Genomic DNA, 15997 nt, shown 5'->3' with positions numbered 1-15997 from the left:
TTCACCTCCTTTAACACACTAAAGCCTGAAAGGTTTGAAAAGGGTTCATTCTACTTTAAAAAAAATGTATAAAAATGTAATGTGGAGATATCAATTAAAAAAAAGAGCACCAAAATGTGGTGCTCTTTTCAATTCGATTATATTGTGTATTAATTAATTGCCAACATATCTTTGGGACGGTGATATTCGAACAAATTTTGGTCGGGCCACTCTTTTACCCGGCGGCAAATGCGGTCCATTAGGTGGCTCAGGTCCCGTGTAAAGTTCGGCCCTTTCCAGCTACTTGTATTCGAAATGATCACATACTCAAGACCGTCCGGACGACGTTTCATGATTGCAGCTGTACCAGGCATGCTGCCAGTTCGCCACCAATACCCTGAAGCTGTAGTACCGCGCCAACCAAGCGGTTCGAATCCGCGGGGATTAGGCGTTGTCATTTCCCGGATGCTTTCAGGCGAAAGAATGTCCGGTACACCGGGAAAACCATCAATGACCACCAGTAACTTCATCAGTTCAACAGGGGATGCGACCCATCCACCCGCAGAACTCAGCAGTGTAATATCGTTTCCACCGTTCGATTTCGGAAGAATCAGTCCCGAACCGTCGCAGGCCGTTACCGGAAGCGATCCCCGTTGTTCGTAATATTTGACTTCATTTGGATATTTGTCCTTATAAGTATTATGCCCGATGTGCATATCGGTAATCCCGGCAGGCAATAAAACATTGGCCCGCACATAATCTTCGTACGACATTCCGGAAGCACGGGCAATCACTTCGCCCAGCAACACAAAGCCCAGGTTCGAATACGAACTCATGGTACCCGGCTTGAAATGCAACCGGTGGCTGGTTACAAACTTTAAATAGGTATCGATGGTCGCCGGAAGTGGATCGCCCACTTTACGGGCAATGACATCAGGCATGAACATCGGGTCGCCATATTTTTGCGTCCAGCCGCCAGAGTGATTCAGTAATTCCCGCACGGTAATATCTTTCATGCGACGATCACGATATGGCATATATTTTTCGTCGTTGATAACGCCGTCCTTGCCAAACACCTTTGAGTCGAGTGATAATTTGCCACTCTCGATGAGTTTAAAAATAGCCACCGCTGTGACCAACTTAGAAACACTGGCAATTCTGAAAATATTACGAGGTTCGGTAATGACATTGTTTTCTTTGTCAGCATAACCGTATCCATGTGCAAATACCAGCTTCTCATCCTTTACTACGGCGATGGAAACGCCACGTAGTTCATTCCGTTCCATAAACCGATCGACCGTACGCTCGATGTAATCGGAATATTCAAACGTCGATAAATCGTTGGTCAACCGCTCATTAAGCGGTTTCATATCTGGAACCGAAAAGCTGTGTTTGGGAACACCCAGGTCAGAAAAGCCGGGTGTAAAGTCGGACATGACAAACAGTAATGCCAAAATAGATCCCAATAAATACCTCATAGGCACTGTTCTGGAAATAATATTTCGAAAATTCACTAAAATATCGTAGCACAATTTAATAACGTGCGCAATTTTATAAACAAAAGCCTGTTCAAAAAACAGGCTGCATGTTATATAACGTTAAAATTCATTAATTCGTATGTTTACAGATGTAATTACAATTGTAAACTGCCCACTAAGTCAGTGACCGATTCAATTTTGTGACGTTTCAGGTAATCTTCAATCCCTTCCACAATCTTTACCGGAGCAAGCGGGTCGACAAAGCCAGCCGTTCCCACCTGGATGGCAGAAGCACCCGCTAGCATAAACTCAACTGCATCCGCGGCATTCATGATACCTCCCATACCGACAATCGGAATTTTCACCGCCTGGGCCACCTGCCAGACCATCCGCAGTGCTACAGGCTTCACAGCTGGACCTGATAATCCACCGGTAATCGTCGAAAGCAAAGGCTTACGCGATTCAGCATCGATGGCCATAGCCAGCAATGTATTAATAAGTGAAACACTATCAGCACCCACATTTTCTACCGCACGGGCAATCTCCTCAATGGAAGTTACATTTGGCGACAACTTCACCATCAGATGCTTATCGTAAACTTTCCGTACTGCACGGACTACCGCTTCAGCCGACGGACAGCTTGTTCCGAAAGTCATTCCGCCTTCCTTTACATTCGGGCAGGAAATATTTAGTTCGATACCGGGAATATGTTCCAGTTCGTTAATCACTTCGGCACATTCCACGTATTCTTCCACGGTAGAACCCGAAACATTGACCAACACATTGGTCTGAAATTTCTCCAGTCTCGGGTAGATATTTTCGGCAAAGTACTTTACTCCACGATTCTGTAAACCCACCGCATTCAACATACCGGAAGGTGTTTCAGCAGAACGCGGATAAGGATTTCCCTGGCGTGCATGCAAGGTTGTACCCTTGACCACAAAGCCACCCAGTCGGTTTAAGTCGAAAAAATCCTCGAATTCCAGGCCGTACCCAAATGTCCCGGAAGCCGTCATAACCGGGTTTTTCAGGTCGAGATTGCCTATTTTTACACCTAAATCTACCATTTCAAATCCTTTATATTAAATACCGGCCCGTCTGTACAAACGCACTGATGACCGCTGGTCGTATCGGTTACACAACACAAGCACACTCCAAAACCACAAGCCATTGTATTCTCCAGCGATACTTCACAAAAGACATCAACCGCGGCAGCTTTAGCCGCCACAGCCTCCATCATTGGCTCTGGTCCACAACTGTAAACTCTGTCAAACTTTTGTAATCTATCCTTTAGAGCCGGATGGTCAGTCACCCGGCCTTTCACACCGTGCGAACCATCTTCAGTCGTTGAATAAACCTCACCACACTGAGCAAACGAATTCAGTTCCATCAGATCATCCGAAGTGCGGGCACCAACCAGAGCGTGGATATGCACATCAAGGTTGCGTTTTTTCAGTTCTCTGGCGAAGAAAAGTAAAGGAGCGATACCAAAACCGCCGCCCACCAGCAGGATACGTTCGTTCTCTTCGGGGTACGAGAAGCCGTTTCCAAGCGGAAAAACCACATCGACCTCCTCACCTTCAGGCGTTGATGTCAGCACATGCGAACCTGGGCCCACATCTTTAATAAACAAAGAGATAGTATTCTTTTCGTAATCAACCCCGTAGATAGAAAACGGTCGGCGAAGGAACGTACTTTGTGATTTCTCAACACGAACATTCACAAACTGGCCGGGGGCGATCTGTTCCAACTTGACGGGAGCCTGCAACTCCAGGAGATGATGGTCCCGGTTAAGTTGGATATTCGATAAAACCCTGAGGTTCTGAACAGTCTTATTCATCATCTTGAGCCACTATTTGAAGGGCAAAGATAGCCGAAAAAACTATTTTGAGGGTTTGTATGCTTTAAAAGTTTTGTCGGAATAAAACACCACAATACGTTCGATTTCGCCCGGGCCGTCATCCCAGATGTCCTGTACCTCTTTTTTCGATGCATAAGAGATTGGTTCTTCCGATTGGACCACTGACGGTTCGTGAGTAGGTTTCTGCGTAATTTCGGGACCTTCCGCCTTCTTTTGAACCGGTTCATGGTTGGTTGTCGTAGCTTCCGGCTGCCTTGGCTCGGTGAATAAGTCACTGCCCGACCTGGTTGATTGCTCTGTCATGTTTCCTTCGCCAAGCAACAGCCACCGAGTGCTCAGTCCGGGAAAAGCAGCAATCATCTTCTGAATAAACGAAGCGCTGGGGTTATTTCGTCCGTTCAGCACATGTGAAACACTGGAGCGCTGCACTCCAATCCGGTCGGCAAATTCAGCCGGAGACAAATGTTCACTTAGCAAAAACTCATTGATCCGTTCCTTCATCTGTTTACAGTTGAATTTTGGTAATTGAGTGAATTCACATTTAGCAGCCAGCTTCTGACGATACAGAAATGTTATTTATCTACGACCACTCATTTGTAAACTCTATCTGTGACAAATGTAATAATATAGAATCGAACAAACAATAGATTTGATATACACATTGCAATTTACAATTGTATCTTCTGAAAATATATCAAACTACATGAATACAAGTTGATTAAAACATCATGTTTACTCGCATATACACCTAATGTGTTGTTTTTCTATACTTTAATCATACACAAAGAATATCCGGAATAATAAAATGAAATACTTAAAGTATTAGTATTACTAATTTTCATTAATAACTGAATATTAGTCTATTAATTATTAATTTATGCGGTATATGTGTGATTTAAAGCCTATTTGCATACAAATGTATCCAAATACTTAAAGTTAAACTTATAGTTTTGATGTTAAGTCATTGATTTAGTGGGCTTAATATGTTCGTATGTGGCGTATTTATTGACTAATGAATCTTATTTACAATAAGACACTATCAGTAATAATAAATGTGAATTTAAATTCATTTTATGTAAATTCTGATTGATTACATTAGTAAAACAGATGGTTAAATCACAAATGTTTCAAAAATACATTATTTACATATGTATTCATACGTTTGGTTGACATTTGTCTTTTCTGCTTATGTTGAAGAACAACAAGTATGACTACAGCGATTGTTTCTTGTAAATCGAAAATGGCGTTTTTCCAGGAAAGGAGATCCGGTTTCAACGTGTCAATCGGATCGATAAGTGGGAATTTAAGCAAATTGGCAACTCAAACGGCTTGAAGCTCTTATTTGGAGATCGTTTTCTCTTTATATGGATAGATATTAATTAGCGTACAATCAGCCCAATACAATGAGATTTAAGTGTCATAAACCTGTTGAGAATTGCATGTTTCCGAGTCCGTCCGGTAATGATGCGGATTTTTAGGCGCAGGAATCAATGAATCAACGTCAGATGACTGCGTAAAAAACGAGCCGTTCATTTCCGCTTGATGAACGGCTTCCAGTTCTATATTCTTTGTCAAAAACTACAGCGCTGAAAAGTTGATGGAGAAAAGTACGTCAAAACGGTAGTCATTTAAATCGGGCATGTAACTATACCTGACTCCTAAGTTGGCCGGAGCTTTAAATCGAAGGAAATGACAATTGGTTGTTACTTCTGCCCCGTAAGATTGAAAACTAAAATTATAGTTGATTGTCTGGTTGTTTTGAGAAGCAAGTGCCTCTGTCCATCCATAATCATAAAAACCGCGCAGGTTGATTCGCTTCAGGTAAATCCACCGTCCCAGGTTCCAGTCCGGGTACAGCAACGGCAGCGTATAGTCCGTTCGAAGTGTAAACAACTGCCGGTTGGAAAAACTCTTGTAACCACGCGGGTACAAAATCAGGTCCGACAACATATTCCCGGTTGCCGATAGCTCCTTCCGCTGGTAACCACCATACACCCGGATTCCATGGTGGCGGAAAAATCCGGGAAGGTATTCATATCCCTCAGCCGACCAGGCCGTTCCATAATCCAAATTGCCAAAAGGCGTATGCCGGAAACTGAAATCCACAATCTGTCCCCAGCGAGGCTGCAAATCCCGCATGCTCTGTCGCAGTAAGTTATGAAAATACAGCCGGTAAGTAATCGGTACAATGCTGCCCGAGAAAAACTGGGAAGGCGTAGTCGAATTGTGCTGAATACCCGTGAACTCCATTTTTGCTTCGGGCTGAAGGAGCCGGTACCATTTCCCTCTCGACAAATCCAGCGGAATCCGGGCATCCAGATCGATGTTCCACTGATTCCAGGAAAAATCGACCAGCGAAGTATCCGACCGGACCACCTGGCCGGCCTGATTGGTATAATTGGTTACCTGGTAATACTGCGATTTTTGTTTTCCGAAACTAGTCTCCAGTTTAAAAATCGGGAACCAACCTTCATACTCGAGGTTTGCATACCACTTACCCTCTTTGTCATTCACCGAGTAATCGTAACCAAACTGCGCAATCATGCTGCTCAGCTTATTCTGCGACATGATCGACACTCCGGGATGAATCGTGTAATCCGTCGTGTTCACATAAACCGGTGCCCAACTGTGAATATTGAAAAGATGTCCCAGCTTACTGTATTTTGTTGATGGATATAAAGCCGAATCCGGCTCATCCAGTTGCACAGCCCCCGGTCCCTGCCGGGCAATCGTCTGTGCCGGTTCCATATGCACCTCTTCCTGCTGTGGCGAACTCTTCCAAAGCAATGATTTCTCGTTTGCCTGAACCGCCCGGAAACCATTAGCAGAATAATCGGCATACAATAGTTTCTTTCCGTTCGGAGAAAACTGAATATCCCGGATACCAAAACGCGAAGACGTTACCTGGAAGTTTTCACCGGTCTTTAGATCCAATGCGAAAATATTGTCGATCCCCGTTTGAGCCGAAGCATAGAATAGGTAATTCCCCTGTTGCACCGGCCTGCGGATTTCCACATACGAAAAAGGCATCAATGTTTTGAGTTTGCCGGTCGCTACATTCAGCTCGGCGAGTGTCTTCCCTTTGTCGCCTAACACTACCGTGAAAATATGTTTCCCGTCCTGGCTCCACGAAGGTGTCAGAAACAATTGCCCGTCAGGAGCCGGAAACGATTTGATGATATCACCATTTTCCGGCGAAAGCAACACAATGGAACTTTGATTTTCGCTCCCCACTTTCACTGCGCATAATTGTTTTCCATTTTTCGAAACCGAGGGTGCCAGCACTTTTACCTGATAGCGTCGTTGCCAAACCATTCCCCGATTGATATCATATACGCGGAGCAACGAAAATTCACGATGTTGCCAGCGGACATCCGATTTCTGTTCGACCCAGTAAATCCGGTTGTTTCCGTATGTCACCGATTCGCGAAACCAGGGACCCGGTGCAACCAGCTTGTGTTCTTTGCCATTGGGTTCAATCAGAACAAACCGGTCGATATCGTCGATGGAAGTTTTCAGGGCAACGACCGTTGAATCATTCACATAATAAGGATACCGGTAACTCGTAAAATACTTTGGCTTAGCCGAAAGAACCTGAACCGGGGTCAACTCGTTCAGGCTATCCTGATGTTGCCATTTGGCTTTCAGTCCGTTGAATATTTCGTGATACATGCCAATCTTGTTCTTTCCGGTAGCCAGTTTCAATCCCTTATCGAAAGCCGTCAGCGACAAAGGCTGCCGGGCGACGCGGTCCAGCACACCGGCCCACACATCGGCACCATAACGGCTACGGGCTCCAGCCACTAGTTGGTAACCCAATTCATAATGATCGGGAATGAAATTTTTGAAAGACCCCAGATAAGCCTTGTCGTAGGAATAGATCTTTTTCTGAAGAACCTGCGCCCGTAAAGGCATTTCGAAAGAAGGCAGGCGTCCCCGACCAGCGTGTGAAAGAGTGGTTTCTGTTGAAACGGCATCACCTTCCAGAAACCAAAAAGGCAAGTAAGCACCAACCACTGCAGCTGCAGCTTGCTGACCGAGAATCACCTTGAAAATACCGGGCAACTCCTCACCGATTTTATCAATCTGCACCACATGCCGAAACTCATGAATAGCCAACTGTTCCAGCCATTTCTGTGGATAAATATCCTGCGATGGCGTAGGGAACATTTCGACCCGGGCAGGTGCCCAGGCGGCAAAACCATTGGCATGAACGGTTTTCGTATGTAAAATGACAGAGATTTTTCTTGGTTGATGTTGTAGCGTTTCACTGGCATAGCCATAAACCTTTTCCAGGATATAGGCCACCTGCTGAGCCTTCTGCTCAAAATCATCCGGGTAAATTACCTGGAAATTTGGCGTATTGATTTGTCCCCAGTGAATCGAAGCAGGATCCTGCCCGTTAACGTAGTACTGGCCGTACGACGTCAAACTGCTTATCAGCAGGATGAAAACCACGAAAAATCTCCTCATATTCAGAATGATTTACACAATCAATATTAAAAATTAAGATGTCAGATTCGCGCACATTTGGCTGTCAGCCATTCTCTTACCGGTGTAGAAACCAGCGGTCCGACTTCCTGCAAAACGGTGTGGTGATAGTCATTCAGCCACTCACGCTCTTCCGTTGTTAACAATTCAGGAATTACAGCACTCGTATCAATCGGACAACGAGTCAATGTTTCAAATTTCAGAAATTGGCCAAACTCCGACTCATTTCCAGGGACACAAAGAATCATATTCTCCGTTCGGATACCATACTGACCAGTCTTGTATATGCCCGGCTCGTTCGACAAAATCTGACCCAGGCGAATCGGTTCAGGGTTCAAATCCTGTCGGATGCTCATCGGCCCCTCGTGCACATTCAGAAAATGTCCGACGCCATGACCTGTTCCGTGACCATAATCCATATCGTTGTCCCACAATGGCTTTCTGGCCAGAATATCCAACGCCACCCCACGTGTTCCTTCCGGGAAACGCGCCAGACTTAAACCGATCATGCCCCTTAGTACCAACGTGAAATCGCGTTTCTGCTGGTCCGAAAGTGGACCAACAGCAACCGTCCTTGTGATATCTGTCGTTCCGTCAAGATATTGACCTCCAGAATCAATGAGCAAGAAACCCTCAGACAATACTTCCTTATCGGTTTCTTCGGTCACACTATAATGAACAACCGCACCGTGGTCGGCATACCCTACAATGGAATGGAAACTTTCGCCGGCAAACAAATCCTGCTCAGCTCTGAATTCCCTCAGTTTTCCGTCGACTGTCAGCTCGGTTATTTTCTCTTTTCCCAGGTGATTTTCCAACCAATACAGAAAATTCACCATCGCAGCACCGTCGCGTACATGCGCCTTTTTCATTCCTTCTATTTCGATCGGTCCTTTAACAGACTTCAGTAAATTAGCTAAAGATGAAGCTTCTACGATTCGGCACGATTTCGGAACCGACTCGAACAACAAAGCGCTGGTTCGTGATGGATCGATTAACAACGTTTTATCCTCTACATTCTTCACGAAAGAGAGAAATTCGTCATAACCATGGATGCGAATTCCTTCCGACTCCAGTTTTTCACTTAATGCGCTGTCAATCTTTCCTTCCGGAACGAAAAGATGCGCCTCTTCCCTGTCGATATATCCATACCCAACAAAAACCGGATTGTAATCGATGTCGCTACCGCGAAGATTGAAAATCCAGGCCAGTTCATCCAACGCTGTTATCACCAATCCGTCCGCCTCTTTTTCCAGCAGACTATTTTGCAACGTCGCCAGTTTTTCCTTGCGGGAAGTACCGGCAAATTCGGGCATTAACTCATAAGCCGGCGAGTTGGGAAGCGATGGTCGGTCATCCCACAGTTCACTGACCAGATCAATGGTAATATCCAAAGTAATGCCCTTCGCACCCAATGAAGCCTCCAAACTGCGTTTTTTGTTTACCGGAATTGTCAGTCCGTTGATGGCAACTCTACTTCCTTCCGGAAGCGATTTTTTCAGCCAACTGATGTAAGGCGCATCGCCCGGCTGGCGAAGATCCTTCATCAGTTGAATTCCGGTTCCGGCCAATTGCTCGTCGGCCTGTAAAAAGTAACGCGAATCGGTAGACAGGATGGCCTCGTTTTGTGTAACGACCACCTTTCCATAGGAGCCGGTAAATCCGGATATCCACTCTCTTGTATACCAATGTTTTGGAAGATATTCACTCATGTGCGGATCGGTGCCGGAGATAATCCACGCATCGATTCCACGCTGTTTCATCAAATCTCTTGCAGCAGCAAGACGTTCTGGTACAGTCATTTTATTTTATTTTCAAGATAGAACTCAATAATATTTCGCATGCTGTCGGAACACAATTCCTGGAACGGAACAGTTTTCACATCGTAAAATTCGATGGCTGAAATATCGTCTTTGGGATGGGCAGAAGCGAGGTCATCGACCCGGCAAACAAAAGCCATGTCGAGCGTAAAAACGCTGTAGCCCGAAAAGACATATTCGTTGGGAAAGGACGTGAGATACTGCAAACCGGTAACTGCAATTCCCAACTCTTCGTTGATTTCTCTTCGAACCGCCTCTTCTGCGGTTTCCATCACATCAACAAATCCTCCCGGCAAGTCCAGCATTCCGCGGTTCGGTTCAATCGCTCTTCGCGAAAGCATCAATTCGCCTTTCGAATTAAAAATAAGACAAGCCACCGCTGCCGAACTATTGACGAAATAAACGAAGCCACAATCTTCGCAAGAAAAAGAGATACCTTCTTCCCTACTAATAAACTGGCTTGAACCACAACGGGGACAATGATTTATGACTTTGTGAGGATGTGTGTCAGACAACATAGACAATAAACTTAACAATAAGTTGGGAGTTTGAACAGGTTCTCCATATTTAAGGAATCAATTTACGGACGCGCATCCAATCGATGACCAAATTTCGCCATTGGTCGTGTGGTTTTCCGCTAATGTGCATTCCAAAGCCGTGCCCGCCTTCTGCGAAAATATGCATCTCAGCCGGCACCTTGTTTTTTCTTAAAGCCATATAGAACTCAACACTGTTTTTGGGAGGAACAACATCGTCATCATCCGCCAGAAAAATGAAAGTAGGCGGAGTTTGCGGAGTTACCTGCAGTTCGTTTGAATATTTTTTAACCAATTCCTTTGACGGATTCTTCCCGAGTAAATTTTCCCGCGATCCCAAATGCGTCCAGGCTTTATTCATGGTAATTACCGGGTAACCCAGAATGGCAAAATCGGGGCGACTGCTCTCCCGAGCTATGAGCTCAGAAGCATCCGGGTTTCCAGCGTCGAAGTGTGTCTCGGCAGTCGATGCCAGGTGTCCACCAGCAGAGAATCCTGCAATTCCCACTTTATTCGGGTCAATCCCCCACTTTTGGGCATTAGCCCGAACCGTTCGGATGGCCTGTTGCACATCCTGCAGTGGAATATTTGAATGGCCATATGGGAGGCGGTACTTTAATACGATACCGGCAATTCCACGCTCCTGCAAATATTTTGCAAAATCATATCCCTCGTGATCCATTGCCTCAATCCAATAACCTCCTCCGGGACATATAACCACAGCCGTTCCACTGTTTTTTTTCTTTTCCGGAAGATAAACGGTCAGCGTTGGCTCCGAAACATAACGGACCCGCACACTATCAAATACCTCTTCAGGTTTGGGCGAAACATTGGGCCCCGGAACTCCATCAGGCCAAAGCTTTAACGTTTCCTGTGAGAAAGAAGGCTGTAAACTAAACATAAACAATAGGGTAAGTAGCAAGAGATTCTTCATAACACTGGATTTGCCATTAGTTTTTCTGCTTATTGTATGAAGCAGGTTGTGAGTATCCGAACGGAAGCCATAAACTTATTTTAAATTCTTTTAAAAACAGAATATTTGTCCACAAACATAGACTCATTTTTAACCAACGAAATCGGGAGGTGTTACAATTTTTAACTTAATTTTGCGGCCATGGAACTGGAATTAATCTGGAAAGGATTCATTATTGGAATTGCTGTCTCCGTTCCCTTAGGACCAATCGGAATGCTTTGCATACAACGTACAGTGAACAAAAACTGGCGTTCCGGTATGTCGTCAGGGCTGGGAGCTGCAACGTCTGATACGATCTATGCGATTATAGCCGGTTTCAGTATGACGATGATTATCGATTTCATCACGGCACACTCCATCTATTTCGAAATTTCCGGTGCGATTATCCTTATTCTCCTCGGACTGCACATCTTCAAATCCAATCCGTCGCAGGAGTTACAAAAGTTCAAGAAGAAAGGATCGACCTACCTACAGGATTATCTTTTCACCTTGCTACTAACTGTTTCCAACCCGATGGCCGTCTTTGTTTTCATTGCCGTATTTGCCGGCTCTGGACTGGCATTGAAACTGTCTGCGCCGATTAAATCGCTGATGATTATTACCGGCGTATTCGGCGGGGCGTCGAGTTGGTGGTTTGTGTTAACCGGCCTGGTAAATCTGTTCCGCCACAAAATCAATCTTCACATGCTGTGGTGGGCCAACAAAATCGTTGGTATCATGATCATCGTTTTTGCCGTAGCTTCGTTTATCTATTTGCGGTTCGACTGATTATTCTCCCAGCCTTTCGCGAAGAATTTCTTCAAATTGGTCCGGAATTTTACACGGCCGGCCTGTGTTGAAATCCATAAAAGCCAGTACGACTTTCCCTTCGTTGATCAATTCCCCCGCCTCGTTGTAAATTTCAGATATTAGAGGAAACTTCACTTTGGGCATTTCCTTAATAACGGTACGAATCGTCAGCAACTCGTCGTAGTAAGCTGGTTTGTGGTAATTAATATGAAGCGACCGTGCGGGAAGAAAAATCTTATCCTCCTCCTCGAGTAACCGGTACGATTTGTAGATTTCGCGAATCATATCGGTTCGCCCGATTTCGTAGAAGCGAGGATAATTGCCATAATAAACCACGCCCATTTTGTCGGTGTCGCCGTAACAAACCCGGTATTGGGTATCGAATGAAAACATATTGCTTTACTTGATGGGTGAATCAGGCTCTTTGGCCATGTGATTAAAGGTTAACTTGTCGAGCAGCGAAGGGAAAAACTTGCCCAGGAAAACGGTAAATTTTCCTTCCACGAAAGTGAGAATCAACTGCCGCTTCCGTTTTTTTACCGCGTTGGCAATATGTAGGGCGCACTCTTCCGAAGTCATCATTTTCTCCTCTTTACGCGGAGTTTCGCCTTGAGCAGTTCCATTGGCGGTAAGCGCCGATTTTCTCACTTCGGAAGCAGTAAAGCCCGGAGCGGCTACCAGCACATGCAACCCCTTTTTCAGGTTCTCGATGCGAACAGTATCCAAGAATCCGCGAACGGCAAACTTCGAAGCCGAATAAGCGGTTCTTCCCGGTAGGCCCACATGGCCCGCAATAGAAATCACCCCAACCAGCGAACCTTTGCTTTCGAGCAGATATGGCAAAGCATATTTGGTGCAATAAACTGTCCCGTAGAAGTTCACATCCATCACCTTATGCATCACTTCCAGGTCCATATCCTGAAAATTGGCCCGCATGGAAATGCCTGCATTGTTAATCAGTATGTCGATGTGCCCAAAGCGCGAAACAGCCTGTTTTATCAGGTTCTTACACTCCTCCTCGACGGAAACATCCGTTTTGACCGAAAGAATTTCCGTACCCGGAAGCTCTTGTTCCAGTTCCTGTAAACGATCAGTCCGGCGTGCTCCCAAAACCAGTTTCGCGCCGCGTGAAGCAAATTCCACAGCCAGTGCTCGTCCAATTCCGGAAGAAGCTCCGGTAATAATTACTACCTTATTTTTCATTGTACAAAAATCCGAAAATTAGGAAACCGGAACTGTCTTCTACCGGTTTGTTTTATGGTAAACAAAAGTATGCTTTTTTCGCAAACCGGTCGTTTTTGCAAGTTTAAATGTGGGATAAAAAGAAGGGACATACTTTTAATCGACCTGAATCCGTTGTATTTTTAGATTATTATTTTAGCCCCAACCAGCAATTGTGTAACCATAAAAAGCAAGCACGTGAAACAAATCATTTTAATGTTCCCGCTTATGGCCATATTCCTATTTGCAAAAGCACAGGATCCGCATGCTGAAATTCAGAAGCAGGCCGAGAAATTCCACAAAAAAATGGAATCGGCGATGAAAGACATGCGGGATGAAATGAAGCAAACCTCCGGTCAGGAAGCCGAGCCAGGCAATCTGGTACAGGAACACCAGAAACTTCACAACAACACGTTACAGAAAGAGATTGAATTCCGGGTGAACCGAAAAGTCGATCAACTGGAACTGTCGATTAACGGACACAGCACCATTGGCAATATGGAAATCGAGCTGTTGACGCCCAATGGAAATAAAATGGCCAGCATACACATGAAAAACGGAAATTATGCCAGCTGGTCGCGTGTAGTCAATGTGAAAGAAAACCACTCAGAATTTACCGGCAACTGGAAATTTACCATCAAAACTGAAAATGTTACCGGTGAGTTTACATTGCGCGCCAATGGGAATTGAATGGGTTTCAGATGAATAACGGCAAAGTCGAAAATCATCGGTCAATTAGTGTCAATTTTTTGTAATTCATCTTTTGCATAAAAGAAAAATGACCGTATATTTGCACCGCCTTTGAAAAACAAGGGTACTACAAAGGATGACTGAGTAGCTCAGCTGGTAGAGCAACGCCCTTTTAAGGCGTGGGTCCTGGGTTCGAGCCCCAGCTCAGTCACTTTTCGATAAAGCTTCCTCGACAAGGGAGCTTTTTTTGTGTCCGAATGTTTCGGTTTTTCCTGTTCGCATTATGCCACTTGTTCTCCATTTCACCCCCCTTATCAGAAAACAGAAATGTACGGGCCTGTAACCGGATTGAAAAATTTCAGTTAGTTTTGTACCACCACTAAACTTTGGGGATGCGACATTGAAACCTATGCAACGAAATCTGGATGCAGAAATCTGGGAGCGCTTTAAACGTGGCGATGAAGAAGCCTTTTCCTACATTTTCGACACGTACCACCTGGCGTTGTGTGAGTACGGGCAGCGTTTCACGTCCGATGAGTTTTTGGTTCGCGATAGCATACAGGATGTTTTTTTCGAATTAGCCCGAAAAAAGGATCGACTCTCTCCCACTGACAACATCCTTTTTTACTTGCTGAAATCTCTGCGAATAAAGATTTTTGCCAACATCCGGAAGTCTCACAGAATAGCCGAAACAGAACTGGATGATGAACGTATCGACGCGTTCCGATTGAGTTATTCAACGGAAGTTAATCCGGAAGAAAAAGAGCTTCGGCTAGATTTGGTGGCTGATGCGCTCAATCAGCTTCCTCCTCGTCTGAAAGAAACCATCTACCTTAAATTTTATAAAAACCTGTCGAACAAAGAGGTGGCGGAAGTAATGCAGGTGAATTATCAATCGGTTGGCAACAGCGTTCAGAAAGCAATAGCTAAGCTGAAAAAAATATTAGATACTTCTTGCGAATCTATTTTATTATTTCTGCAGACAGCAATCCCTTGATGTCCTTTCTATTGCAAAACTTGTTGTTCCTGTCTCCAATCACATTTTCCACGAAATATGTTCTACAGCATAAAATAGTCAGGGGTATATTCTGAGTGTAACTGCTTTTTCTTACAAAGAGCAATACGAACACCATGAAGAAGGAAACCTCTGATCATTTGTTTGACAAGCAGTTTAAGGAAAGCCTGACGAAGGATTCTTTGAAGAAATTCCCGGAAGAGAAGACAAAGGACAAAGAATCGGCATTGGCCATGCTGATTGGCTATGTGCTGAAATGGAAAAGAAGAGAAATTGACCACTCACATATTGGAGAAAAGGATTTCCAAAAAATCAAGCACGAGTCTCTTGAGATTTTCCGCCGTTCAAGCTCATCTGGTTTTACCATCAGGCGACTTCCCCGTATTGCAGCAGCAGCTTCCATACTAATTATCCTTGGAGTAGCGAGCTATTTGCTCGGAGAAAAGCACTTCTTCTCACCTGGTGATAGGCAAGCCCAGGTCATTGAATTCAAAACACCGCGTGGACAGCAATCGGAGGTAACGCTTCCCGACGGAACGTTTGTGGCGCTGAATTACGATTCCAAACTGAAATACCACATTTCGCCCGACAAAAAACTACAGGAAATCGAATTGGTTGGAGAAGCCTATTTTAAAGTGACGCATAATAAATCACGCGTATTCCGGGTCATCACGCCCGATATGAGTGTCAACGTGCTGGGGACACAGTTTGATGTACGAGCATATCCGGAAGACAACCGAACAGAAACCACGCTATTGAAAGGAGTTGTGGAAATTAAAGATATTCCGCAAAAAGAAGCACCGGTGATGCTCAAGCCCGGCGAACAGTGGCGGTACGATAAGAGTACCGGAGAGGACAAGGTGATACAAGCCAACACCAATTTGGTGACCACCTGGCGAACCGGCGAATATCATTTTAACCGGCAACCGTTAAACGAGATAGCGAAAACGTTGGAGCGGATGTACAAAGTAAACATACACTTCCGGGATGCAGAACTGGGCAAAGAAGTCTTCTCGGGAGCCGCCTACAAGGACGATAATATTGAAAAGTTCTTTGATTTGGTCAACCTAACGATTCCCATCAAAGTACAACGCGACAGCACTGATATATGGATTGAACGGAAATAAAACAATAAAACCGGGAA

General features: G+C 44.8%; 14 protein-coding genes and 1 tRNA gene. 5 read left to right on the top strand and 10 right to left on the bottom strand.

What is annotated here, in order from left to right; genetic code table 11:
* Positions 1–149: 149 nt before the first annotated feature.
* From CLV93_RS13620 to CLV93_RS13580, 8 genes are all read right to left on the bottom strand, one after another.
* Positions 150–1457, bottom strand: coding sequence for a serine hydrolase domain-containing protein (locus tag CLV93_RS13620; RefSeq protein WP_106542763.1), 1308 nt, complete (start codon positions 1455–1457; stop codon positions 150–152).
* Positions 1458–1612: 155 nt separating this feature from the next.
* On the bottom strand, positions 1613–2524 hold the full coding sequence (locus CLV93_RS13615; protein ID WP_106542762.1) for a dihydroorotate dehydrogenase: 912 nt from the start codon (positions 2522–2524) through the stop codon (positions 1613–1615).
* Positions 2518–3300 (bottom strand): dihydroorotate dehydrogenase electron transfer subunit, encoded by a 783-nt coding sequence (locus CLV93_RS13610; RefSeq protein ID WP_211297846.1) that lies wholly within the window; start codon positions 3298–3300, stop codon positions 2518–2520. Before CLV93_RS13610 ends, CLV93_RS13615 begins: the two co-directional genes overlap by 7 nt.
* 39 nt (positions 3301–3339) lie before the next feature.
* A complete protein-coding gene (locus tag CLV93_RS13605) occupies positions 3340–3819 on the bottom strand; it encodes a helix-turn-helix domain-containing protein (protein ID WP_106542761.1) in 480 nt (159 codons plus the stop codon).
* Positions 3820–4896: 1077 nt separating this feature from the next.
* Positions 4897–7791: a hypothetical protein gene (locus CLV93_RS13595; RefSeq protein WP_106542759.1), complete on the bottom strand. Its 2895-nt coding sequence runs from the start codon at positions 7789–7791 to the stop codon at positions 4897–4899.
* A 41-nt stretch (positions 7792–7832) separates the two neighbouring features.
* A complete protein-coding gene (locus tag CLV93_RS13590) occupies positions 7833–9611 on the bottom strand; it encodes an aminopeptidase P family protein (RefSeq protein ID WP_106542758.1) in 1779 nt (592 codons plus the stop codon).
* Positions 9608–10147 carry an NUDIX hydrolase gene (locus tag CLV93_RS13585; RefSeq protein WP_106542757.1) on the bottom strand — a complete coding sequence of 180 codons (540 nt, stop codon included), beginning with the start codon at positions 10145–10147 and terminating at the stop codon, positions 9608–9610. Before CLV93_RS13585 ends, CLV93_RS13590 begins: the two co-directional genes overlap by 4 nt.
* A gap of 49 nt (positions 10148–10196) precedes the next feature.
* Entirely contained in the window at positions 10197–11099 is a 903-nt protein-coding gene (locus CLV93_RS13580; RefSeq protein ID WP_106542756.1) for an alpha/beta hydrolase, read from the bottom strand.
* A gap of 180 nt (positions 11100–11279) precedes the next feature.
* Here CLV93_RS13580 and CLV93_RS13575 point away from each other — a divergent pair, with 180 nt between their 5' ends.
* Positions 11280–11906, top strand: coding sequence for a LysE family translocator (locus tag CLV93_RS13575; protein ID WP_106542755.1), 627 nt, complete (start codon positions 11280–11282; stop codon positions 11904–11906).
* Here CLV93_RS13575 and CLV93_RS13570 read toward each other — a convergent pair whose 3' ends face one another.
* Together CLV93_RS13570 and CLV93_RS13565 are read right to left on the bottom strand one after the other, a co-directional pair.
* Positions 11907–12320 (bottom strand): acyl-CoA thioesterase, encoded by a 414-nt coding sequence (locus tag CLV93_RS13570; RefSeq protein WP_106542754.1) that lies wholly within the window; start codon positions 12318–12320, stop codon positions 11907–11909. It abuts the gene before it with no gap.
* Positions 12321–12326: 6 nt separating this feature from the next.
* On the bottom strand, positions 12327–13130 hold the full coding sequence (locus CLV93_RS13565) for an SDR family oxidoreductase (RefSeq protein ID WP_106542753.1): 804 nt from the start codon (positions 13128–13130) through the stop codon (positions 12327–12329).
* Between the two features lie 246 nt (positions 13131–13376).
* Here CLV93_RS13565 and CLV93_RS13560 point away from each other — a divergent pair, with 246 nt between their 5' ends.
* The 4 genes from CLV93_RS13560 to CLV93_RS13545 all read left to right on the top strand — a co-directional run bounded on the left by CLV93_RS13560 (position 13377) and on the right by CLV93_RS13545 (position 15980).
* Positions 13377–13838, top strand: coding sequence for a hypothetical protein (locus tag CLV93_RS13560; protein ID WP_146142026.1), 462 nt, complete (start codon positions 13377–13379; stop codon positions 13836–13838).
* A gap of 138 nt (positions 13839–13976) precedes the next feature.
* A tRNA-Lys gene (locus tag CLV93_RS13555) sits at positions 13977–14049 on the top strand.
* A 198-nt stretch (positions 14050–14247) separates the two neighbouring features.
* Entirely contained in the window at positions 14248–14835 is a 588-nt protein-coding gene (locus CLV93_RS13550; RefSeq protein ID WP_106542751.1) for an RNA polymerase sigma factor, read from the top strand.
* Positions 14836–14969: 134 nt separating this feature from the next.
* A complete protein-coding gene (locus CLV93_RS13545; RefSeq protein WP_106542750.1) occupies positions 14970–15980 on the top strand; it encodes a FecR family protein in 1011 nt (336 codons plus the stop codon).
* Positions 15981–15997 lie beyond the last annotated feature (17 nt).

The sequence above is a fragment of the Prolixibacter denitrificans genome (assembly GCF_003014495.1).
Lineage (GTDB): Bacteria > Bacteroidota > Bacteroidia > Bacteroidales > Prolixibacteraceae > Prolixibacter > Prolixibacter denitrificans.
This window is presented reverse-complemented; position numbering and strand designations above follow the sequence as displayed.